The organism is Streptomyces sp. DSM 116795 (genome assembly GCF_055792905.1).
In genome coordinates this window covers 4,154,383-4,177,157 of sequence record NZ_CM147707.1, presented here as the reverse complement: position 1 = coordinate 4,177,157, position 22,775 = coordinate 4,154,383, and the positions used below count along the sequence as shown (strand labels likewise).

The following is a 22,775-nucleotide window of genomic DNA, read 5'->3' as shown; positions in this document are numbered from 1 at the left end:
TTGGAGCCGTCATCCACGACGGCGGGCCGGCCTCCCGATTCGTCGCAGGCCTCGAACTGAACGAGTTCGCCATGCCGTCACCCTCGCAGAGGGCACTGACAACGACCGGTGACCGGCTGGTCACATCCGTTCAAAGCTTCAGCAGCCGCTCCGTCGCCTGCTTGTACCGGCGCAGGGCCAGGCGCAGTTGCTCCGTTCCCGCTTCGGAGTCCGGGCCGGCCGGGCCGGTCGCGCCGCCCGGGCCGGCCGAGCCGTCCAGGCCGTCCGCGTTCTGCCACGGCTCGCGGTTCTGCCACGGCTCGCGCAGTGCGCGCCGCCGCCGGGCCAGGGCCTGTTCGAGGTGGCGTGCGGCTTCGTCGAAGACGTCGTCCGCCTGCTCGACCGCGCGACGCGGCCCCTCCACGAAGCCGCTGACGGCGTGGTGCAGGCGAGCGGTGAGGCGGTCGCGCTCGTCCCGGTCCAGGAACGGGGTGGCGCCGGCCTCCTCCACGTGCTCCCGGCGGGCGGCAGGTGGCGTCTGCCGCCGCTGTGCCGCCGTCGGCGGTACGAGGCCGTGGCCCGGCCCGGTGCCGGTCGCCGCCGGGTCGGCCGGTGCTCCCGGCGGAGCGGGCGGCACCGCGGGCGGGTTGGCGGCGGCCGGGGTGCCCTCCCGCGAACCGGGATCGGCGGAGTCGCGGTGGGCCGTCTCGCGTGGCGTCACGACGCCTCCCGTCCGTTCGTGGGACGGCGAGCGGTGAACAGCCCCCGGGCCGTGCCGTCGTGGGTCAGCGGGCGGGCGGTCTGCGGCGCCCGTCCGGTCCACCCGGCTCGCCACCCGGACCGCCCGGGCTTCGGCTCGGGCTGCTCCGTGGCCAGCACGTCGAAGAACGCGCGGGCTTCGAGCATGGCCACCCGCATGTCCTCCGTACCGGCGGCGTCCTCCGCGGCAGGCGTGCCGGGCGCACCAGGCGTATCAGCCGTACCGGGCGCACCGGCCGTCCGGGACGGAGCCGTCGTGCCCGCCATACCGGCCGTGCCCGCCGTGCCCCCCGTGCCCGCCGTCGCGACTGCCCACAGCCGCCGGTAGCCCTCGATGTGGTGAGGGTGGTGCACGGAGAGCGCGTCGATGTGCTCGCCATGGCGTTCCGGACCTGGGAAGCCGCGCGCCTGAGCCAGGCCGCCCAGCAGTTGGTGCACCTCGGCGAGAGCCTGCCGCGGCGATTCGACGAAGCGTTCCTGCGCCGCCGTCCAGCGGCTCAGGTACTGCTCGCGCACCTGCGGCGGAAGCGGATGCGGCCTGATGGAGCCGTATGTGCGTACCCGCGCGGAGAGTTCACGCTCCGCGGCCTTGGTGTCGCCGTTGTGGCGGACGAGCACCCTCTCGTACTCGGGCCCGAAGCGGCGCTTGAGGCCCGGGCCGCCGCGCTTGCCGACACCGGTGAAGAGCGCACCGGCCACAACGACGGCAACGGCCGCTATCAGAACAATCATCACAACTGATGACACTGTGCCCACCCCGAGTTTTCTTCTCGTAGCGGATAGTTCGCCTCCGGGTAGCCGCGCCGTCCGTCCGCAAACGCCGGGACGACGGCCACGGCGGAGCGGATCATGGGTGCATGAGCGGCGACACGGAACCGGGATCCGGCAGCACGGGGATGCGCGAACGCAGGACCGTCACGCGCCCCGTGGCGTTCTGGCTGGTGGCCGCCGCCTTCACGGTGACGATGCTGGGGACGACGCTGCCGACCCCGCTGTACGTCGTCTACCAGCGGGAGCTCGACTTCTCCACCCTCATGGTCACCGTCGTCTTCGCGACGTACGCGGCGGGGGTGCTGGCCGCGCTGCTGCTGGTCGGCCATGTGTCGGACGAAGTCGGCCGCCGCCGGACGCTGTTGCCGGGGCTCGTGCTGTCGATGCTCAGCGCCGTCGTCTTCCTCGCCGCGCACAATCTGGAACTGCTCTTCGTCGGGCGGCTGCTGTCCGGCCTGTCCGCGGGCATCTTCACGGGCACGGCGACCGCCGCCCTCGTCGACCTGGCCGACGGCAACAGGAACTCCGGCCGGGGCAGCCTGGTCGCCACGGTGGTGCAGATGGGCGGCCTGGGCAGCGGCCCGCTGCTGGCCGGCGTGCTCGCCGAAGTCGCACCGGCGCCGCTTCGTCTCCCGTACGCGGTCGACCTGGCGCTGCTCCTGCTGGTGGCTGCCGGGTTGTGGTTCATGCCGGAACCTGTCGGAGGCACCGTGCGGCGTCCCAGGATGCGAGTGACGAAACCGGGGGTTCCGCAGGGGATGCGCGGCACTTTCGTACGGGCGGGCATCGCCGGGTTCGCGGGCTTCGCGGTGCTGGGGCTCTTCACGGCCGTGTCTCCGTCGTTCCTCGGCCAGTTGCTGGGCATGGACAGCTTCGCGCTCACGGGCGTTGTGATCTTCGGCGTGTTCGCGGCGTCCGCCGTGGGGCAGATCGTGCTGGTACCGCGGTTCGGCGAGGCGTCACTGCCGCTCGGGTGTGCGGGACTCGTCGCGGGGATGTGCCTGCTGACGGCCGGGTTCACAGTGCGGTCGTTCGAACTGCTCGTGACCGGAGGCGTGATCGCGGGAGTCGGTCAGGGCATGAGCTTCCGCGCCGGACTCGCGGCCGTCAACGCCGAGGCTCCCGTCGCGCGGCGTGCCGACGTGGCCTCGACGTACTTCGTCGTGCTCTACGTGGCGCTGTCCCTGCCCGTGATCGGCGTGGGGGTGGCCGCCGATCTGTTCGGGCTCCGCGCGGCGGGAATCGCCTTCAGCCTGATCGTCGCCGCGCTCGCCGGTTCCGTGCTGGCGGCGCTGCTGCGCGCGGGGCGGGCGCCCCGCGCGACATGACGGCCCGCGCCACATGACGGCCCGCATTGACGTGACGGCCGACGCGACATGACGGCCGGCGCGACGCGACCGCCCGCGCCGCACGACGCCCGCGCCTCATCACGAAGGCGCGGCTGGCGCGTGCTCCTCCAGTCCGACGTCCGTCTGCCGCGACTCCTTCGAGTACAGGAAGGCGACGAGCGAGACCGCCGCCGTCGCCGCCATGAAGACCGCGACGAGCCAGGGGTCGCCGTCCGCGTACCCCAGCAGCGCCGCCGCGATGAACGGCGAGAAGCCGGCGAGCGCCGCACCCGTCTCGCGCGACGCCGCGAACCCGGTGTAGCGCACCCGCGCCCCGAACAGCTCGGCGTAGAAGACCGGTTGGACGGCGATCATCGGCGCCAGACCCAGCGAGGTCGCCACGATCATCGCCAGCCAGATGACCACGGGGACACCCGTGTCCAGCAGCAGGAAGAACGGGTACGCGAACAGCCCCGTGAAGACGACGCTGAACAGGTTCAGCGGCCTGCGCCCGATCCTGTCCGACAGCGCGCCGTACACCGGCTGCAGCGCGATCACGACGAGCCCGAACGAGATCACCCCGGTCAGCGCGACCCACTTGGGCTGCTCGACCTGAACGGTCAGATACGAGACGGAGAAGGTCGCATAGATGTACACCACCGAGGTGTCGCAGATGTGCGCGCCGATCCCCACCAGGAAGCTGCGCGGATAGCGCCGCAGCGCCTCACGGACCGGGAGCTTCACGACGCTCTTGTTCTCCTTCATCCGCCGGAAGACGGGGGATTCGGCGACGCGCAGCCGCAGATAGAGCGAGACCCCGATCAGTACGAAGCTGAAGAGGAACGGCAGCCGCCATCCCCAGCTCTGCTGGCTCGCCTGCGGCAGCATCCCGACGAACAGGAAGACGACCATCCCGAGCACGAGCCCCGCCTGCACGCCCATCTGTGCGAACGACGCGTAGAAACCGCGCCGTTCGGCCGGGGCGTGCTCGGCGAGCAGCGTCGAAGCACCGCCGAACTCGGCGCCCGCGCCCAGCCCTTGGCACACCCGCATCAGCGTGAGCAGCACGGGAGCCATGACGCCGATCGACTCGTACGTCGGCAGGAGGCCGATCAGGCCCGTCGAGAGCCCCATCACCAGCGTCGTCAGTACGAGCGTGGCCCGCCTGCCGATGCGGTCGCCGAGGGCGCCGAAGAAGAAGCCGCCCACCGGACGGAAGACGAAGCCGACGCCGAAGGTCGCGAGGCCGATCAGCGTGCCGGCCGCCGGGTCGTCCTGGACGAAGAACAGGTCGTTGAAGACCAGCACGACCGCCGTGCCGTAGATGAAGAAGTCGTACCACTCGAGCGCCGTACCGACGACGGACGCGGTGACCACGCGCCGCAGCTCACGGTCCGTCCGCATGCTCCTGGGCGGGGCCGTGGCCCCGGTCTCCGCCGCGTCGGCCTCGCCCGCGGGTGCCGCGCCCGCGTCGGCTGCGCCCGTGGGCGCCGGGTTCTCCGGGTCGGGGGTGGGGGTCGTGATCCTGGTGGGTGGTGGTTCCTCGGACATCGCCGTCTCGATTCATCCGTCCCTGCCGCCTTGGCCGCCCGGGTCCGGACTCCGGCCCACCTTCACCATCGTTTTGCCTGACGGAACTCTGTTCCGGAAACCGACCCCGGGGTTCCGGAATGCTGCCACAGCCCTCCGGGGCTGTGAACCCGCGCGGCAGCAGCAGACGGGCACCCCTGGACCGGCCGCACCCGGGGCACACCTGGACCGGGCCCCCGCAACGGTCCCGCTGCTTAGACTGGGCCGATGGCCAGCGAGCGGCACCGTACTGCGGCGGACAAGACACTCGACGTGCTGGAGGCGCTGGCCGGACACCGCAGCATCGCGGAGATCTCTGAGGTCACAGCGCTGCCCAAGCCCACCGTCCACCGGATCCTGCAGACCCTCGTCGAACGCGGCTTCGCCCGCCCCCTCGGCCGCGGCAGCTACGCGACCGGACCCCGCGTCCTCACGCTCGTCGGCGCCCACCAGCGCGAGGGCGACCTGCCCGACCAGGCGCGCCCCGTCCTGGAGGCACTGCGCGAAGAGACGGACTGGACGGTCCACTTCGCCCTGCTCAGCGGCGACGAGGCGGTCTACGCGGCCAAGCTGGAGGCCGACAAGCCCTACCGGCTCGCCTCACGCATCGGCATGAGCCTCGCGCTGCACTCCACATCGGTGGGCAAGTCCGTACTCGCGACGCTGCCCGACGAGTCGGTCCTCGCCCTCCTCAAGCGCACCGGCATGCCCGCGCACACGGAACACACCCACACCGACCCGGCGAAGCTGCTCGGCGAACTCACCGCCGTACGGGAACGCGGATACGCCGAGGACCGCGAGGAGAACGAGTACGGCGTCGTCGCCGTCGGGGCGCCCGTCCTGGACCACTCGGGGCTGGCCGTCGGCGGCATGAGCGCGGTCACCCTGAGCAGCTTCTCGGGCGAGGCGTCCCTGGCCCGGTGCGGGAGAGCCGTCGCCGCCGCGGCACAGCGCTTCTCGCTGACCCTGGGCGCGCCGGCGCCCGGCTGCCTGGAACGGCGTTGATGGGCGGAGGTTTGTGGGGCAGGCTGTGCAGCGTGCCCGTCCGCCACTCCCGGCCGGACGGACGCCGAGCCGAAGTGAGTCGGAGCTGGTGCCGTGACGGGCAAGCTTGCCGGGAGGGGACCAGGGTGAGGAGGGGCATGGTGGCACGCCGCGTACGCAGCACGGGGCCGCGTCTGCCCGGCATTCTTCTCGCCGTCCTGCTCGCCCTGTTCGGCTCCGCCGCCGTGGCGCAGCAGCCGGACGCGCACGACGGCCCCGCACACGGCCCGTCCGCCGGCAGCACATACCACCAGGGCCCGCCGCAGCAGCTGCACGGCGCGATCGCGCACCCCGCGCACGCCGCCACGCACGCACCTCTCCCGCTGCTTCCCGCCGTCGAACAGAACGGCCGCGCGGCGGAGCACGGTTCCGTACTGCCGGAGCGCCCGCAGCTCTCCGCCGCGCATCTCACGCACCGCTCGCCGCTCCACGGACGCGCTCCGCCGGCCGGCACAGGCATCTGAGACCCGACATCGGCACCCGGCGCCCGTCGTCCGACGCGCGCCCGTAAGTGCCGTCACCTTCACCACCGCTGCCCTTCGACGGGTGCCGGTGTGCCTGTGTAGGAGGCAGCCCCATGACTCGCGCCAACAGGGTGCGGGCGGTGATCGCGCTTGCCGTGATGGCCCTCGCCGCGGTCCTCGCCATGACCAAGGAACCCCGCCTCGGCATCGACCTGCGCGGCGGAACACAGATCGTCCTGGAGACCCGTGACTCCAAGTCGGCGAAAGCGACGCCGTCCGCCACGGACGACACGATGGAAGTGCTGCGCCAGCGCGTGGACGCACTCGGAGTCGCCGAGCCCAACCTCGTGCGCTCCGGAGACAACCGCATCATCGTCGAACTCCCCGGCCTGACCGACCCCAAGGAGGCCACCGAGGTCCTCGGCCGCACCGCCCAGCTCACCTTCCACCCCGTCGAGGGCGCCCCGGAGCCCGGGGAACGGGCCGGCGAGGGAGGCGCCGGGAAGGACGAGTCCGGCCGTCCCATCAAGCTCGGAGACTCCGCCATGACGGGTGTCGAGGTGCAGTCGGCCAAGGCCGGCCTCGACCAGCAGCGCGGCTCCGGCTGGTTCGTCGACCTCGGCTTCCGCGACAAGGGAGCGAAGGAATGGAAGGACCTGACGGGCAAGGCGGCCTGCTCCCCCGCCGGGGACCCGCAGCGCCGCGTGGCGATCGTCCTGGACGAGAAGGTCATCTCGTCGCCGCAGGTCGACCCGTCCGTCTCCTGCAATCAGGGCATCGGAGGCGGGAACACCCAGATCACCGGGGACTTCAGCGAGAAGGAGGCCAAGGAACTGGCCACCCTCATCGAGGGCGGCGCCCTGCCCGTCCCGGTCGAGGTGATCGAACGTCACACCGTCGGACCGACGCTGGGCGCCGAGGCGATCGAGGCGAGCGGGTGGGCGGCCGTGATCGGTGTCGCACTCACGTCGGCCTTCGTGGTGTTCGTCTACCGGCTGTTCGGCGCGCTCACGGCCGTGGGCCTGCTGTGCTACGGGCTGATCGCGTACGCCGCGCTGCTCGCGTTCGGAGCGACGCTGACGCTGCCGGGGCTCGCCGGCTTCGTACTGGCCATCGGCATGGCCGTCGACGCGAACGTCCTCGTCTTCGAACGAGGGCGGGAGGAGTACGAACGCAGCGGGCGGGCCAAGAGCCTGCGCACCGCCTCGGCGAAGGGCTTCCGCGGCGCGTTCAGCGCGATCATCGACTCCAACGTCACCACGCTCCTTGCGGCCCTGCTGCTCTTCACGCTCGCCTCGGGGCCGGTGCGCGGCTTCGGCGTCACGCTCTCCATCGGCGTGCTCGCCTCGATGGTCAGTGCGCTGGTCGTCACGAGGGTGCTGGTGGATTTCGCCGCGGGCCGGCGCGCCGTACGCGCCCGTCCGCGGATCTCGGGACTCGCCGGGCTGGGACGCGTACGTACGCGGCTGACGCAACGGAATCCGGACTGGATGCGGTACGGGAGGCGCTGGCTCGCGGTCTCGTCCGCGGCGGTGCTCCTCGCGGTGGCCGGAATCGTGCTGCGCGGGCTGGACTTCGGCGTCGAGTTCACCGGGGGGCGGCTGGTGGAGTACTCCACGAGCCAGGCCGTCGACCCCGAAGCCGCACGCACGGCGCTCTCCGACGCGGGGCTGCCGGACGCCGTCGTCCAGAGCTCCGGCGGGGGCGAAGGCGCCGGCAAGGAGATCACGGTGCGCTCCGAGCAGCTCACGGACGACCAGGAGCAGACGGTCCGCTCCACGCTGGCCGGCCTCGGCGGCGACGCCGACCAGGTACGCGACGAACTGTTCGGACCGAGCCTCGGCGACGAACTGCGGCAGAACGCCCTGATCGCGCTGGCGGTCGCGCTCGGCGCGCAGCTGCTCTACCTGGCGTTCCGGTTCCGGTGGACGTTCAGCAGCTCGACGGTGCTGTCACTCGCGCACGACACGGTCATCCTCGTCGGGGCCTTCGCGTGGCTGGGCAGGCCCGTCGACGGGGTCTTCCTGGCGGCTCTGCTGACCGTCATCGGCTACTCGGTGAACGACTCCGTCGTCATCTTCGACAGAGTCCGCTCCGAGGAGCAGGGGCGGCACCGGCAGGCCCCGAGTGAACGGAAGAGGCCGTTCCGGGACGTGGTCAACAGAGCGGTCGTGCAGACGGTGCCGCGCACCCTCAACACCGGCATGGGCGCTCTGTTCATCATCGCCGCGCTCGCGGTGCTGGGCGGCGACTCGCTCGGCGACTTCGCGCTGGCCCTGCTGATCGGCATCGTGGTGGGCTCGTACTCCTCGCTCTTCGTCGGCGCCCCGCTCGCCGTCGAATTCGAGAACCGCAGCACGCACACGCCGCCCCGCACCGGCGGCCGCAAGTCCGGGCCTGGCAGCGCCCGGTCGAAGGCCCGCCGCTCCCCGCACGACAACGGAGCGCGTGTGTAGTCCGGTTGGCGAGGCACATGTGCGATGAGCCGCACGTGCGGCGAGTCGCACGTGCGGCAGGCACACGTGCGGCAGGCACACGTACCGCAGGGCACACGTGCCCAGCGCACGCCGAGGGCGGCACCCCTTCCGGGATGCCGCCCTCGGTACCGATCCATGCCGTGAGGTGGTGCCCCTCGGCAAGCCGGACTCCGACCGCTGCGCGGTCAGAAGTCCATGCCACCGCCCATGCCACCGGTCGGGTCGCCGCCGCCGGCGGCCGCCTTCTCCGGCTTGTCGGCGATGACGGCCTCCGTCGTGAGGAAGAGCGCCGCGATGGAGGCGGCGTTCTGCAGCGCGGAACGGGTCACCTTCGCCGGGTCGTTGATGCCCTCGGCGAGCATGTCGACGTACTCGCCGGTGGCGGCGTTGAGGCCGTGACCGGGCTTCAGGTTGCGCACCTTCTCCGTCACGACGCCGCCCTCGAGACCGGCGTTGATCGCGATCTGCTTGAGCGGTGCCTCCAGCGCGAGCTTCACGGCCTGCGCGCCGGTCGCCTCGTCGCCTTCCAGGTCCAGCTTCTCGAAGACGCTGGACGCCTGGAGCAGAGCCACGCCACCACCGGCGACGATGCCCTCCTCGACGGCGGCCTTGGCGTTGCGCACCGCGTCCTCGATGCGGTGCTTGCGCTCCTTCAGCTCGACCTCGGTGGCGGCACCGGCCTTGATGACGGCCACGCCGCCGGCCAGCTTCGCCAGACGCTCCTGGAGCTTCTCGCGGTCGTAGTCCGAGTCGGAGTTCTCGATCTCGGCGCGGATCTGCGAGACACGGCCGGCGACCTGCTCGCTGTCGCCCGCGCCGTCCACGATGGTCGTCTCGTCCTTGGTGATGACGACCTTGCGGGCGCGGCCCAGCAGATCCAGACCGGCGTTCTCCAGCTTGAGGCCGACCTCCTCGGAGATGACCGTGCCACCGGTGAGGATGGCGATGTCGCCGAGCATGGCCTTGCGGCGGTCGCCGAAGCCGGGAGCCTTGACCGCGACGGACTTGAAGGTGCCGCGGATCTTGTTGACGACGAGCGTGGAGAGCGCCTCGCCCTCGACGTCCTCGGAGATGATCAGCAGCGGCTTGCCCGACTGCATGACCTTCTCCAGCAGCGGCAGCAGGTCCTTCACGCTGCCGATCTTGGAGTTGACGATGAGGATGTACGGGTCCTCGAGCTCCGCCTCCATGCGCTCCATGTCGGTGGCGAAGTACGCGGAGATGTAGCCCTTGTCGAAGCGCATGCCCTCGGTGAGCTCGAGTTCGAGCCCGAAGGTCTGCGACTCCTCGACGGTGATGACGCCTTCCTTGCCGACCTTGTCCATCGCCTCGGCGATCAGCTCGCCGATCTGCGGGTCGCCGGCGGAGATGGAGGCCGTGGAGGCGATCTGCTCCTTGGTCTCCACGTCCTTGGCCTGCTCCAGCAGGGCGGCGGAGACGGCCTCGGTGGCCCGCTCGATACCGCGCTTGAGGGCCATCGGGTTGGCGCCTGCGGCTACGTTGCGCAGGCCCTCCTTGACGAGTGCCTGCGCGAGGACGGTCGCGGTCGTCGTGCCGTCACCGGCGACGTCGTCCGTCTTCTTGGCGACCTCCTTGACCAGCTCCGCGCCGATCTTCTCGTAGGAGTCCTCGAGCTCGATCTCCTTGGCGATGGAGACGCCGTCGTTGGTGATCGTGGGCGCGCCCCACTTCTTCTCCAGCACGACGTTCCGGCCCTTGGGGCCGAGCGTGACCTTGACGGCGTCGGCGAGCTGGTTCATCCCGCGCTCGAGGCCGCGCCGCGCCTCCTCGTCGAACGCGATGATCTTGGCCATGTGAAGTGGTCCCTCCCGGACTGGGGATCCCCCTGCACAACCAGGGGACGGGTATACCGGACCGCGCTGGCGCCCGCGACGGACGGCGCGCAAGCCGTGTGGTTCCTTGCTCCACCCGGCGAACGAGCCTCACCGACCCGGTCCTTGACTGTCACTCTCACTCGTAGAGTGCTAACGCAATGATTAGCACTCGGCCCCTGCGAGTGCAAGCGCCCCCAGGACATCACACCGGCCCGCGACCGACGCAAGCTGCGCGGTACGGGACGGGGCCGCGGACGGCGGACGGCGCGCTGCGGACGGGCGCCGCGGACCACGGACCGGGACTGCGCGGACAGCACACAGCGGACAGCACAGAAGGGCCGTACTCCTCTGTGGAGTACGGCCCTTCGTACGGCTGTTGTTACGGCTGTTGCAGCTCTGCGCAGTGTTGCGGGTGCTCAGGCAGTCACACGGACCATGTCCGCCTGCGGCCCCTTCTGACCCTGCGAGATCTCGAACTCGACCCGCTGTCCTTCGTCCAGGGTGCGGTAGCCGTCCATCTGAATCGCGCTGTAGTGGACGAATACGTCTGCACCACCGTCGACCGCGATGAAGCCGTATCCCTTCTCCGCGTTGAACCACTTGACGGTGCCCTGAGCCATCCCTAACTCCCCTATTACTGGCCCTTGCACGAGCCCGCACTTCACGAACCCGGGTCAGACCTCACCTCCGGCACGGCTCCGCAGACATACGGATACGTAAGCCGGAACGCGTCGACCGCGGCTGAATGTATCTGTACGGACGCCCTCTGCAACAGGTCACGAAGACGAGAATTCTGAGCAACGATCGAGGGCGCAAAAGCCCGCAATCTCCGAGGAAGCAGGGCAAGCAAGGCCGGGCAAAGCGACGCCAACACGACAATTGCCGCACCGATTCCGTGCACAACTTGTCGCGTTCTCATGGACGTCCGGCACGTGCCGGACGAGTCAATGGGGTGGGATTCCTCGCAACCCTATCGCGTCCCCACACGCGGAACCGCCCCCTCCGTTTCGTTCATGTGTTCCCGGAGGAGGCGGTTCGACCGTAGAGGGATCAGCGACGAGCGCAAGGGGCCTTCACGGACCTCTCACGAGACCTCAGCAGGGCTGAGACCTCGGCGACCTCAGCATCCGCCCGCGACCGCGGGAATGATGGAGACGCCTGCGCCGTCCGGCGTGGGCGTCTCCAGGCCCTGCTCGAAGCGGACGTCGTCGTCGTTCACGTAGACGTTGACGAAGCGGCGCAGCTTGCCCGAGTCGTCCAGCACGCGCGCACCGATGCCGGTGTGGTTCTTCTCCAGGTCGGCCAGCACCTCGGAGAGGTTCGCGCCCTCGGCGCTCACCTCCGCCTGCCCGCCGGTGTAGGTGCGCAGGATGGTCGGGATACGGACGTTCACGCTCATGATGCGAGACCAGCCTCTCGGAACGAGTCCAGGTTGGGGCGGATGACGGCGGACGGACCGGTGGTGGGAGCCACCGCGTCCAGGGTCTTCAGGCCGTCGCCCGTGTTGAGGACGACGGTGGTGAGGGACGGGTCGAGCCGGCCCTCCTCGATCAGCTTCCTCGTGACGCCGACGGTGACGCCGCCCGCGGTCTCGGCGAAGATCCCCTCGGTGCGCGCCAGCAGCTTGATCGCGTCGACGATCTGCGGGTCGTCGACATCCTCCACCGCGCCGCCCGTACGGCGCGCGATGTCCAGCACGTACGGACCGTCGGCGGGATTGCCGATGGCCAGCGACTTGGCGATGGTCTCGGGGCGGACCGGGCGTACGACGTCGTGCCCGTCCTTGAAGGCGCGGGAGACCGGGGAGCAGCCCTCCGCCTGGGCACCGAAGATCTTGTACGGCCTGTCCTCGACCAGGCCGAGGGCGATCAGCTCCTTCAGACCCTTGTCGATCTTCGTGAGCTGGGAGCCGGAGGCGATCGGGACGACGAGCTGGTCCGGCAGCCGCCAGCCCAGCTGTTCGCAGATCTCGTACGCGAGGGTCTTCGAGCCCTCGGCGTAGTACGGGCGGAGGTTGACGTTGACGAAGCCCCAGCCCTCGCCGGCGGGGTCGCCGATCAGCTCCGAGCAGAAGCGGTTCACGTCGTCGTAGTTGCCCTCGATGCCGACGAGTTCGCCGCCGTAGACGGCCGCCATGACGACCTTGCCCTGCTCCAGGTCGTGCGGGATGAACACGCACGAGCGCAGACCGGCGCGGGCGGCCGCGGCACCGACGGCGCCCGCGAGGTTGCCCGTGGAGGAGCAGGAGAGCGTGGTGAAGCCGAAGGCGCGGGCGGCCTCGACGGCGATGGCGACGACGCGGTCCTTGAAGGAGTGCGTCGGGTTGCCCGAGTCGTCCTTGATGTGCAGCGAGCCGGTGACACCGAGTTCGCGGGCGAGCCGGTCGGCCTGGACGAGCTTGGTGAAACCGGGGTTGGTGTTGGGCTTCGCGGCGACGTCGGCCGGGACCGGCAGCAGCGGCGCGTACCGCCAGATGCTGTCCGGACCTGCCTCGATGCGCTCACGCAGCTTCGCGGGGCCGCCGCCGGGGAACTCGTATGCGATCTCCAGCGGCCCGAAACACGCCTCACAGGCGAAGACCGGGCCGAGCGGTGCGCGCTCGCCGCACTCGCGGCAGGTGAGCGCGGCAGCGGGGCCGAGTGCGGCGCCGGCTCCGCCGGCAGGGGGGTCGACGGTCGTGCCGGCGGCGGCTTGAGCAGCTTGAACAGCCATGTTTCGGCGAGGCCCTCTCTCCTCATCTTCCTCGGGACGTATCTCGCCACGAGACGGAATTGGCACCTTCCCGAGCCGGGAGCCTCGCGATGTCACGTCGCTTCGTGCGAGACCGGCCGGAGGGTTGCCGGGGCTTCAACGGGCCGTTCCCTCTGCCCCTCTGGATGAGCGGTGTGAAGTTGTGAGCGGGGCGGTGGCCGCCGCCGGGCCGGACCCGGCATGCGATCGCCTTCCGCGTTGTTCAAGACTGTAACCGACAGGCCTGCGCATTGAGACAGGCGTCCGTACCGCGAGATGGATCACAGGGAGTGGCCGAGTGCTGGAGGAAGTCGAGCAGTGGCTGGGGCGCCGGTCCTTCTCGTGCACCGACCGTCCCATGACGGAGCTGCTCGCGGCGAAGCGGGCCGCGGGGTCCCGGATCAGCGTCGTACTGCCCGCGCTGAACGAGGAGCGGACCATCGGCGGGATCGTCTCGGTGATCCGGCGCGAGCTGATGGCGGGCTCCCCCGCCGCGCTCGTGGACGAGCTGGTGGTGCTGGACTCCGGCTCCACCGACCGTACGGCCCCGGTCGCCGCCGCGGCGGGCGCGCGGGTCGTGCACCGCGACGAGGTGCTCCCGCGGCTGCCCGCGCTGCCCGGCAAGGGCGAGGTGCTGTGGCGTTCGCTGCTGGTGACGAGCGGCGACATCGTCTGCTTCGCCGACGCCGACCTGGAGGACTTCTCCGCCGACTTCGTCTCCGGCGTCGTCGGACCGCTGCTCACCGATCCGCAGCTGCGGCTGGTCAAGGCGATGTACGACCGGCCGCTGGGCGACGATCCGGCCGGCGGCGGCCGCGTCACGGAACTCGTCGCGCGGCCGCTGCTGAACCTGCACTGGCCGCGGCTCGCGGGCTTCGTGCAGCCGCTCGGCGGCGAGTACGCGGCGCGCCGCACGCTGCTGGAGCAGCTCCCCTTCCCCGTCGGTTACGGCGTCGAACTGGGGCTGCTCATCGACTCGTTGCACACCGCGGGGCTCGACGCGCTCGCCCAGGTCGACGTCGGCGTACGGCGGCACCGGCACCAGGACGGGCAGGCGCTGGGCCGCATGGCCGCGGCGATCCACCACACGGCACAGCTGCGCATGGCACGCGGCAGCCGCCTCGTACGTCCGACGCTGACGCAGTTCGAACGGGACGCGGGCGGGGCGGGGCGTGCGGGCGGTGCGGGCGGTGCGGGCGGTGCGGGGCGCGCCGCGGGCTCCGGGGGGTTCGCGCCGCGCAGCCACGCCGTCGACACGGTGGAACGGCCTCCGATGCGGGAGATCGCGGAGTACGCGGCCCGCCGGGCGGCGTAGCGGGGCGCGTGAGGCGCGCGAAGCGCGCCGGGGTTGTGGCCTGTTCCGCGCACGGCCGCGCTGGTGGAGCCGGCCCGTTCCGGCCCGCACCCAGCCGGCCGGGCCACGTGGCCCGGAACCCGTCCGCACGGGCGCGCTGTGCGCCCCCGCACCGACAACTCCCGCCTCCCGCCCCAGCCTTGGTACGCCCAGTGGGCGGTAGGGACCCTGACGCCGCACAGCGGGAGCACGGGCGAGCCCCGGCCGACCGCCTTGCCCGTCGTACCTGCCCGTCGTACGTCACCCGGGGACCCGGTCCCGGGCCATCTCGGGCCGGGCGCCCCGGCCACGGGCACGCACGGCAGGCCCACGGACGCGCCGGGCGCCCCCACACCGACAACTCCCGCCTCCCGCCCCAGCCTTGACGCGGCCCCACGCCCAGACCGCTGCACGGCGGGTGGCCCAGAACGACGGGATGCGGCGGAACCCGCACAGGGGCCCCGGCGGCAGCGGGGGGCAGGGAGCACGGACGCCGGCCCGGAGGGGCGCGGCCCGCACGCAGGCCCCGGCAGGCCAGGCGCCCCGGCACCGGCCCAACGCGGGACGGGTCCCCTGCGCGCCGCGAGGCGCCAAGCGCGAGGCGCGTCACGTTTGCGTGGATCCGGGCGCGGCTAAGCTCGGGCCATGGTCGTCGAACGCGCATCGCAGGCCCTGGCGGACGTACTGGTCGCGTCGAACAGAGGCCCCGTCTCCTACTCCGTCGCCGACGACGGCTCGCTCTCCGCGAAGCGCGGCGGCGGCGGTCTCGTCTCGGGGCTCTCGGCCATCGCCACGGAAGGCTCAGGCGGCTCCGGCGGCGACGCCGTGTGGGTCTGCGCGGCCCTCGGCGACGGCGACCGCGAGGCCGTGCGCCGCTCCGGCGGCAAGCTCGACCGGGCCGACACCGGCGGACAGTCCGTACGGATGCTGGACATCCCCGCCGGCACCTTCGCCGACGCCTACAACGGCATCGCCAACTCCGTGCTCTGGTTCGTCCACCACATGCTCTACCAGACGCCGCTGGAGCCGTCCTTCGGCGCGGAGTTCGAACAGCAGTGGGCGTCGTACGAGGAGTACAACGCGGCATTCGCGGACGCCCTGGCCGACGAGGCCGCCGACGGCGCGACGGTGCTCGTGCAGGACTACCACCTGACGCTGGTGCCCGGACTGCTCCGCGAACGCCGCCCCGACCTGCACATCGGGCACTTCTCGCACACGCCGTGGGCGCCGCCGGACTACTACCGGATGCTGCCCGACGCCGTCGCGGAACAGGTGCTGCGCGGGGTGCTGGGCGCCGACCGTGCCGCCTTCCTCACCCACCGCTGGGCGCGCGGCTTCGCGGACTGCTGCGTCGCGGTGCTGGGCGCCGCCGTCGCGGAGGACGAGACGACGGGCGAGCTGGAGGTCACCTGCGACGGCCGTACGACCCGTCTTGGAGTGCACGGACTGGGCGCCGACGCGGAGTTCCTGCGGGAGCGCGCCGGGAGGGCCGACGTCGACGAGCGGATCGCCATACTCCGCGAGCAGGTCGGCAGCGACGGGGACGGCCGGCCGCGCCGGGCGATCGTACGGGTCGACCGCACCGAACTGTCCAAGAACATCGTGCGCGGGCTGCACGCCTACGGCCGCCTGCTCGCGGACCGTCCCGAGTGGCGCGAGCGCGTCGTGCACCTCGCGCTCGCCTACCCCTCCCGGCAGGACCTGGCGGTCTACCGGGACTACATGAGCGAGGTCTCGCGCGTCGCCGATGAGATCAACTCCACGTACGGGACCGCGGGTTGGACACCAGTCGTGCTCTTCCTCAAGGACGACTTCGCACGCTCGCTGGCGGCGTACCGGCTGGCGGACGTGGCGCTGGTCAACCCGATCCGGGACGGCATGAACCTCGTCGCAAAGGAGGTCCCGGTCGTCTCCGACGACGGCTGCGCGCTGGTCCTCTCGCGCGAGGCGGGCGCGTACGCGGAGCTGGGCGAGGACTCCCTCGTGGTCAATCCGTACGACATCGCGGGCACCGCACGCGCCCTGCACGAGGCGCTGACGATGGAGCACGCCCGACGGGCGGAGCGCACCAAGCGGCTGGCCGCGGCGGCGACGGCGCTGCCACCGACCCGCTGGTTCCTCGACCAGCTGCACGCGCTGCGGAACGCGTAGCGGGCGTCCGGCAGAAGGCGTCCGCGGGCGGGACGGCCGATGCGGCGGCGGACCCGCCCTAGCCGCTCCGTTCCGCGAGCAGGTCGGCCAGGCCGCCGAGCAGCCGCACCAGACCGGCCGGGCCGTCCACGACGAGGTCCGCGCGGCCGGCGATCTCGGGTACGGACTCACCGGTGTCGCCGCCGCCGCTGCACACCAGCAGGCCGGGCACGCCTTCGCCGCGGAGCTTCTCCACGGCGGCGAAGGCCGCCAGGTCGCCCAGGTCGTCGCCCCCGTACAGCACGGCTCCGGCGCCGACTTCCCGCAGGTGCTCGGTCAGCGCGGCGCCCTTGTCGACGCCGGGTGCGCGCAACTCCAGGACCATGCGGCCCGGTTCGACGACGAGTCCGTGCCGTTCGGCCAGCGCGTGCAGCGGGGAACGAAGCAGCTCGAAGGCGGCCGCCGGGTCGTCCGTACGGCGGGTGTGCACTGCGAGGGCCCGCCCCTTGTCCTCCGTCCAGGTGCCGGGCGGGGCGCCCAACTCGGCGAGGAGGCCGGGCAGTTCGGCCCGTACGGCGGCGACGCCGGGAGGCGGCGGTGCGGCGCTCAGGGTGCCGGTGGCGGCGTCCCAGCGCTCGGCGCCGTACGCGCCGAGCACGGTGAGGTGTTCCAGCCCTTCGGCGCCCGCGAGGCCGCCGTTGCGGACGGCCGCCTCGGCCGGGCGGCCGGTGACGACTGCCACCGCGCACAGGCGCGGGGCGAGGCGGGAGAGCACCGGCACGGCGTCGGGGTGTGCGCGAGCGTCGTCGGGGTCGGCGACGATGGGAGCGAGGGTGCCGTCGAAGTCGAGGGCCACGACTGCGCGCCGGGGCTCCGAGACGATCGCGGCGAGCCCTTCACGGCCCGCGTCGGTACGGGGTGTGGGTACGGCGGCCATGCCGCGACCCTACCGGCCGACGGGCGGCAGTCGGCGCGGCTCGATGCGCTCCTCGACGGCCGTGCCTCCCCCAGAGCCTTCGGCCTGGGAGGTACCCCCAGCGACGACGGTGTAGGCGCCCTTGCCCGGTATCTCAGTGACGGCCTCGGCCAGCCGGGTTCCGCGGTAGACCAGGCCCACTCCGTCGTCGGTGCAGTGGGCGGTGGGCAGGGTGCCGTCGGCGACGAGCCGGTGCATGAGGGGGCGGCGGCCCGGGTCGCTGTCGTAGTGCACGCCGTTGCCGTACGGGAGGAAGCCCAACGCGTCGGTGAGCGGGCGCAGTTCGGGGCCGAAGGAGTCGGTGGCGCCGCCCTGGAACCAGCAGATCGAGCCGGCGCTGACGCCGCTGAGTACCACGCCCTCCTCCCAGGCGCGGCGCAGGACGGTGTCGAGCCCGTGCAGCCGCCAGAGGGCGAGGAGGTTCGCCACCGAGCCGCCCATGACCCATACGACGTCCTGGTCGAGGACCGTGCCTTCCACGTCCTCGACGTTGGGCATGGGGAAGAGGTTCAGCGGTGTCAGGTCGAACCCGGCCGCGCGTGCGGCCTCGGCCATGCGCGCGGCGAAGTGCTCGGCGTCGCCGATCGCCGTGCCGACGTACATCAGACGGGGACGGCGGCCGTGCGCCCCAGAGAGCTCGACCGCGTGGTGCACCAGCGCGTCGAAGAGCACCCGCTGGCGGGTGCCGGTCAGATGCCCGCCGGAGGTGGCCAGGATGGTCGGCTCGGGAGCGGTCATGCGGCCGATCCTAAGGCGGGTCCGCAAAGTGGCGTCGTCCTCCCCCTGGGCCTTCGGCCCGGGAGGTGCCCCCACTAGGGCGGAGGCCGGGGAGCCTGGTGCGTGTGATCGCAAGGCGGAGGGGGGTACCCACCCGGGCCGCCAGGCCCAGGGACGAGAGCGCTGGGGGCACTCCCCCACGCTGCGCTGGGGGACCCCCACCCAGACGGAGTCTGGGGGAGGGACCTAGCGGACCCCGCCCCAGACGCGTGCGTCTGTGGGCCCGGGCGCCCGACTCCCGTCAGCGGCGGGCCCGTTGGGCGTCGCGGCGGCGGCGGAGCCGGTTGACCGTCACAGGGTCGTGGGCGAGGGCGCGGGGGTCGTCCAGGAGGGCGTTGAGGAGCTGGTAATAGCGCGTCGGCGACATGTCCAGCTGCTCGCGTATCGCCCGTTCCTTCATGCCGGGCCCGGACCAGCCGCGGCGCTCCACGGCGAGCACGGAAAGGTCGCGCTCGGAGAGCCCGTACGGCGCGCCCGCTTCCGGGACTCCGGGCGCTGCCGGTACCTCCGGCGCGCCCGCTTCCGCAGGGTCCCGGCCTGCCCGCCCCTCCGGCGTCTCCCGCCCCGCCGGTCCGTCGTCGCCGGTGTCGCGGACCTCGTCGCTCATCCGTCCAAAGTACCGCCCGCCTACGACGGCCGGCCTCCGCCGCCGAGAGGCGAGAACCACTCAGCGCACCCGTGCCTCGGAGTCCTGCGCCTCCGCGCGGCGCTGGATCGCGCCGAGCACGCCCGCCGGGTGGGCGCCCTCGGAGACCGCCCTGCCGATGCTCTTCTTGATGTCCGCGCTCACCTTCGCCCAGGAGACCTTGCCCACCGGGTAGAACTCGGCGCTCACCAGCTCGTCCTGGAAACGCCGCAGCGGCTTGTGCTCGGCGTGCCCGCGCATCCGGTCGTTCGCGGACGTCGTCACCGGAAGCAGGTCGTAGCGGTCGGCGAACGCGTAGTGGTTCTTCTCGCTGAAGAGGAAGTCGAGGAAGAGGCCCGTCTCTTCGCGTCTGCCGTTCTGCTTGAACGCCATCACCCAGTCCGCCACGCCGAGCGTGCCGTCCGAGGGCCCGTCGGCGCCGGGCACCACGGCGGTGCCGTACTTCACGCCGCGGCGCCGCACTTCCTCCAGCAGCGTCGGATGGCCGTTGAGCATGCCGACGTCGCCGCGGACGAAGGCGTCGAAGAGCTCCTGGCGGTCGGTGCCGCCCGGATCGCGGTTGGTCAGCTTCCGCCGTACGAGCCTGTCCCGCAGCCAGTTGAAGGTCTTGATGTTCGCCGCGGCGTCGATCGTGTAGTTGCCGACCTTGTCGGTGTACGAGCCGCCGCCGCTGAGGAGCCACATCAGCGTCTCGGCCGGCGCCTCCTCCGGTCCGAGCGGCAGCCCGTACGGGATCTTCACGCCCGCCGCCTTCAACCGGGCTGCGGCGCGCGCCAGTTGCTCCCATGTCCCGGGCGGTGCGCCCGGGTCGAGCCCGGCACGGGCGAAGAGGGTCTTGTTGTAGAAGAGCAGGCGCGTGCTTGCGACGAACGGCATCCCGTACTGCACCCGTCTCACCTCGCCCGCCCCTGCGAGCGGCGGAAGGAAGTCGGCCTGTACGGGTATGGAGAGCACCTCGCGGGCGCTGTAGAGCCTGCCCTGCGCGGCGAAGTCGGCGTACGCGCCGATCTGCGCTATGTCCGGCGGGCGCCCCGCCGCGACCATCGCCGCGACCTTCCTGTCGACGTCCTTCCAGCCGATGACCTCCACATCGACGGCGATGCCGGGATGCCTGCCCTGGAAAGCACGCACGAGGGAGTCCCAGTACGCCTGGGAGCCGTTGCCACGTCCGGGACCGCCGTAGTCGGCCGCGACCACCGTGAGTGCGGCGCTCTGCGTTCCCGTCCCGATGCCGCAGCCCGCGACCGTGAAGGCGCCGACGGCGGTCGCACCCGTCGCACCCGCGGCCGCTGCCAGCCCGAGGAATCTGCGACGCTCCACAGCCTCCACCCCTCGACTCTCCCCCTCGCTGCACCGGGTGGGGGTCCCCCCCCCAGCGCAGCGTGGGGGCGCACCCCCAGGGGTAACGTCCCGGGCCGCGAGGCCCAGGGGGAGCACGGCGCGTGCCGTGCCCCCGTCCCACCCCCGCGTCCGGACCCTCCGGACGTGTACAGGACAGGAGTGTCCACCGGGCGGCGCCGAAGGTCTAGGCCAACGACCGAATCGCTTTCGCGACAGGCCCTCCCGTTTCATCCGGTACATGCAACGAAGAGCGCGGACGCGGCAGTTTTCCGTACCAGATCAGGACACTCCGGCACCCCCGTCACCTCGGAAAACTCAAACAGATGGCAGAAGTGGACTAGACCTGTTGCGGGGTGACACGGGAGACTGATCCCCGTGAGCACCAGTCCCCGGAAACCGGAATACGTCATCGCCCTCGACGTGGGCGGCACCGGCATGAAGGCCGCCCTCATCGGCCCCGGAAACGCGGGCAGCGAACTGCTGCACGAGGCCCGCCGCGACACCGGCCGCGACGGCGGCCCGGAGGCGGTCGTCGAGGGAATCCTCGATTTCGCGGCGCAGTTGCGCACGTACGGCGTCGAGAAGTTCGGCACCGAGCCGCTGGCCGCCGGCGTCGCCGTGCCGGGCATGATCGACGAGGCCACGGGCACCGCCGTCTACGCCGCCAACCTCGGCTGGCGCGACGTACCGCTGCGCGCGCTGCTGGCCCAACGGCTCGACGGCATCCCCGTCGCGCTCGGGCACGACGTGCGTACGGGCGGACTCGCCGAGGGCCGCATCGGCGCCGGCCGTGGCGCCGGGAGATTCTTCTTCATCGCCCTGGGCACGGGCATCGCCGGCGCGATCGGTACGGAGGACGGCGGGGTCGAGCCCGGAGCCCACGGCAGCGCGGGCGAGATCGGCCACGTCGTCGTACGGCCCGACGGGCCGCGGTGCGGATGCGGACAGTACGGCTGCCTGGAGGCGCTCGCCTCGGCTTCCGCTGTGGGACGCGCCTGGGCCGCCGCGAGCGGCGACGCCGCGGCCACGGCGGCCGACGCCGCCAGAGCGGTCGAGTCCGGTGACGACCGCGCGATCGCCATCTGGCGGGACGCGGTCGACGCCCTCGCCGCGGGGCTCGTCACCGCCGTCACGCTCCTCGACCCGCGCACGGTGATCGTCGGCGGCGGGCTGGCCGAGGCCGGCGACATCCTCTTCGTACCGCTGCGGGAGGCGGTACGCGCACGCGTCACCTTCCAGCATCTCCCCATGATCGTCCCGGCGGCCCTCGGGGACGCCGCGGGCTCCCTCGGCGCGGGGCTTCTCGCCCGAGATCTACTCTCCGCGGAGGTTCCGAGCCGATGAGCCCGACGAGCCCGAACAGCGAGCGCACCGTACTGACCGGTGCCCGGCTGGTACTGCCGGACGGCGTGGCCGAGGACGCCGCGCTGACCGTCGAGGGACGGCTGATCGCCGGGCACTCACGGGATGGGAACGCCGGGGATCCAACGGGGAGTTCACGTGCCCTCGACCTGAGCGGCCACTGGATCGTGCCCGGCTTCGTCGACATGCACGTACACGGCGGCGGCGGCGCGTCATTCTCCGCGGGAACGGCCGAGGAGGCGCTGAAGGTCATCTCCACCCACCGGCGGCACGGCACCACGACCATGGTCGCCTCGACGGTGACGGGCGAACTCGGCGACCTTGCCCAACAGGCCGCCGCGCTCAGCGAGTTGGTCGAGCAGGGCGATCTCGCGGGCATCCACTTCGAGGGCCCGTTCATCTCCCCGCAGCGCTGCGGCGCACACGACCCCGAGCTGCTGCGCGACCCCGACCCCACCGAGGTGCGCAAGCTCGTCGACGCCGCACGCGGCACGGCGCGGATGATGACGATCGCGCCCGAACTCCCCGGCGGCCTGGACTCGGTGAGGATGCTCGCGGACAGCGGCGTCATCGCCGCGATCGGCCACACCGACTCGTCGTACGAGGCGACGGCGGAAGCGGTCGAGGCGGGCGCGAGCGTCGCCACCCACCTCTTCAACGCCATGCCCGCACTCGGCCACCGCGCGCCGGGGCCCGTCGCGGCGCTGCTGGAGGACGACCGGATCACCGTCGAGCTGATCAACGACGGCACCCATCTCCATCCCGCCGTACTGGAGTTGGCCTTCCACCGCGCCGGCGCCGGCCGCGTCGCCTTCATCACCGACGCGATGGGCGCCGCCGGCATGGGCGACGGGCGCTACCCCCTCGGCCCGCTGGAGGTGGAGGTGCGCGACGGGGTCGCACGGCTCACCGAGGGCGGCTCGATCGCCGGCTCGACGCTCACCCTCGACGAGGCGTTCCGCCGCGCCGTGACGGTCGACGGGCTGCCGGTGGAGGACGCGGTGCGCGCCCTGTCGGCGAACCCCGCGCGGCTGCTGGGCGTGGCCGACCGTACGGGCTCGCTCGAAGCGGGCAAGTACGCCGACCTGGTGGTACTGGACTCCGCGTTCGAGGTGGCGGGCGTGATGCGGCGGGGCGAGTGGACGGTACGGCCTGACGTGGGGTGACGACGAGTACGTCCGACGCACGGCACGGGGCCGCCGCTCGGTCCGCAGGGGTCGCGACACCGTAGATCAAATGGCATGATCGCTCGGG

At 72.1% G+C, this 22,775-nt stretch carries 19 protein-coding genes and 1 riboswitch; of the genes, 8 read left to right on the top strand and 11 right to left on the bottom strand.

The features are described from left to right. Positions 1–130 precede the first annotated feature (130 nt). Both ACSMXX_RS18110 and ACSMXX_RS18105 read right to left on the bottom strand, forming a co-directional pair. Positions 131–700 carry a hypothetical protein gene (locus ACSMXX_RS18110; RefSeq protein WP_473179736.1) on the bottom strand — a complete coding sequence of 190 codons (570 nt, stop codon included), beginning with the start codon at positions 698–700 and terminating at the stop codon, positions 131–133. Continuing rightward, on the bottom strand, positions 697–1,470 hold the full coding sequence (locus ACSMXX_RS18105) for a hypothetical protein (protein ID WP_473179735.1): 774 nt from the start codon (positions 1,468–1,470) through the stop codon (positions 697–699). Before ACSMXX_RS18105 ends, ACSMXX_RS18110 begins: the two co-directional genes overlap by 4 nt. Positions 1,471–1,595: 125 nt before the next feature. Here ACSMXX_RS18105 and ACSMXX_RS18100 point away from each other — a divergent pair, with 125 nt between their 5' ends. Next, positions 1,596–2,837, top strand: a complete 1,242-nt coding sequence (locus ACSMXX_RS18100) for an MFS transporter (protein WP_473179734.1) — start codon at positions 1,596–1,598, stop codon at positions 2,835–2,837. Between the two features lie 99 nt (positions 2,838–2,936). On the opposite strand, the gene ACSMXX_RS18095 is transcribed toward ACSMXX_RS18100, so the two are convergent. Beyond that, a complete protein-coding gene (locus tag ACSMXX_RS18095) occupies positions 2,937–4,388 on the bottom strand; it encodes an MFS transporter (RefSeq protein ID WP_473179733.1) in 1,452 nt (483 codons plus the stop codon). A 246-nt stretch (positions 4,389–4,634) separates the two neighbouring features. On the opposite strand from ACSMXX_RS18095, the gene ACSMXX_RS18090 reads away from it, so the two are divergent. The 3 genes from ACSMXX_RS18090 (at position 4,635) to secD (ending at position 8,370) form a co-directional block, all read left to right on the top strand. Continuing rightward, positions 4,635–5,411 carry an IclR family transcriptional regulator gene (locus tag ACSMXX_RS18090; protein WP_473179732.1) on the top strand — a complete coding sequence of 259 codons (777 nt, stop codon included), beginning with the start codon at positions 4,635–4,637 and terminating at the stop codon, positions 5,409–5,411. Positions 5,412–5,548: 137 nt separating this feature from the next. Next, entirely contained in the window at positions 5,549–5,914 is a 366-nt protein-coding gene (locus ACSMXX_RS18085) for a hypothetical protein (RefSeq protein WP_473179731.1), read from the top strand. A 113-nt stretch (positions 5,915–6,027) separates the two neighbouring features. Next, positions 6,028–8,370 carry a protein translocase subunit SecD gene (secD, locus tag ACSMXX_RS18080; protein ID WP_473179730.1) on the top strand — a complete coding sequence of 781 codons (2,343 nt, stop codon included), beginning with the start codon at positions 6,028–6,030 and terminating at the stop codon, positions 8,368–8,370. A gap of 206 nt (positions 8,371–8,576) precedes the next feature. Here secD and groL read toward each other — a convergent pair whose 3' ends face one another. The 4 genes from groL to thrC form a co-directional block, all read right to left on the bottom strand. After that, a complete protein-coding gene (groL, locus tag ACSMXX_RS18075; RefSeq protein WP_473179729.1) occupies positions 8,577–10,205 on the bottom strand; it encodes a chaperonin GroEL in 1,629 nt (542 codons plus the stop codon). Between the two features lie 437 nt (positions 10,206–10,642). Continuing rightward, positions 10,643–10,846, bottom strand: a complete 204-nt coding sequence (locus ACSMXX_RS18070; protein WP_028429801.1) for a cold-shock protein — start codon at positions 10,844–10,846, stop codon at positions 10,643–10,645. Positions 10,847–11,346: 500 nt separating this feature from the next. Beyond that, positions 11,347–11,625 (bottom strand): MoaD/ThiS family protein, encoded by a 279-nt coding sequence (locus ACSMXX_RS18065; RefSeq protein WP_473179728.1) that lies wholly within the window; start codon positions 11,623–11,625, stop codon positions 11,347–11,349. Then, the gene (gene thrC / locus ACSMXX_RS18060) at positions 11,622–12,938 is read right to left on the bottom strand and encodes a threonine synthase (protein WP_473179727.1); all 1,317 of its coding nucleotides are present in this window, start codon (positions 12,936–12,938) and stop codon (positions 11,622–11,624) included. The genes ACSMXX_RS18065 and thrC overlap by 4 nt, the downstream gene beginning before the upstream one ends. A 19-nt stretch (positions 12,939–12,957) precedes the next feature. Then, a riboswitch (SAM riboswitch) is annotated at positions 12,958–13,109 on the bottom strand. A gap of 145 nt (positions 13,110–13,254) precedes the next feature. Here thrC and ACSMXX_RS18055 point away from each other — a divergent pair. Next, positions 13,255–14,271 carry a glucosyl-3-phosphoglycerate synthase gene (locus ACSMXX_RS18055; protein ID WP_473179726.1) on the top strand — a complete coding sequence of 339 codons (1,017 nt, stop codon included), beginning with the start codon at positions 13,255–13,257 and terminating at the stop codon, positions 14,269–14,271. 663 nt (positions 14,272–14,934) lie between these two features. After that, positions 14,935–16,440, top strand: coding sequence for an alpha,alpha-trehalose-phosphate synthase (UDP-forming) (locus ACSMXX_RS18050; RefSeq protein WP_473179725.1), 1,506 nt, complete (start codon positions 14,935–14,937; stop codon positions 16,438–16,440). A gap of 58 nt (positions 16,441–16,498) precedes the next feature. Here ACSMXX_RS18050 and otsB read toward each other — a convergent pair whose 3' ends face one another. From otsB to ACSMXX_RS18030, 4 genes are all read right to left on the bottom strand, one after another. Further along, positions 16,499–17,356 (bottom strand): trehalose-phosphatase, encoded by an 858-nt coding sequence (gene otsB / locus ACSMXX_RS18045; protein WP_473179724.1) that lies wholly within the window; start codon positions 17,354–17,356, stop codon positions 16,499–16,501. A gap of 9 nt (positions 17,357–17,365) precedes the next feature. Continuing rightward, positions 17,366–18,133, bottom strand: a complete 768-nt coding sequence (locus tag ACSMXX_RS18040) for a Type 1 glutamine amidotransferase-like domain-containing protein (protein ID WP_473179723.1) — start codon at positions 18,131–18,133, stop codon at positions 17,366–17,368. Positions 18,134–18,413: 280 nt separating this feature from the next. Continuing rightward, entirely contained in the window at positions 18,414–18,779 is a 366-nt protein-coding gene (locus tag ACSMXX_RS18035) for a DUF3263 domain-containing protein (protein WP_473179722.1), read from the bottom strand. A 60-nt stretch (positions 18,780–18,839) separates the two neighbouring features. Beyond that, positions 18,840–20,138, bottom strand: a complete 1,299-nt coding sequence (locus tag ACSMXX_RS18030) for an extracellular solute-binding protein (protein WP_473179721.1) — start codon at positions 20,136–20,138, stop codon at positions 18,840–18,842. 456 nt (positions 20,139–20,594) lie between these two features. Between ACSMXX_RS18030 and ACSMXX_RS18025 the strand changes: the two genes are divergently transcribed. Both ACSMXX_RS18025 and nagA read left to right on the top strand, forming a co-directional pair. Further along, the gene (locus ACSMXX_RS18025; RefSeq protein ID WP_473184838.1) at positions 20,595–21,503 is read left to right on the top strand and encodes an ROK family protein; all 909 of its coding nucleotides are present in this window, start codon (positions 20,595–20,597) and stop codon (positions 21,501–21,503) included. After that, positions 21,500–22,687: an N-acetylglucosamine-6-phosphate deacetylase gene (gene nagA / locus ACSMXX_RS18020; protein WP_473179720.1), complete on the top strand. Its 1,188-nt coding sequence runs from the start codon at positions 21,500–21,502 to the stop codon at positions 22,685–22,687. The genes ACSMXX_RS18025 and nagA overlap by 4 nt, the downstream gene beginning before the upstream one ends. Positions 22,688–22,775: the final 88 nt, after the last annotated feature.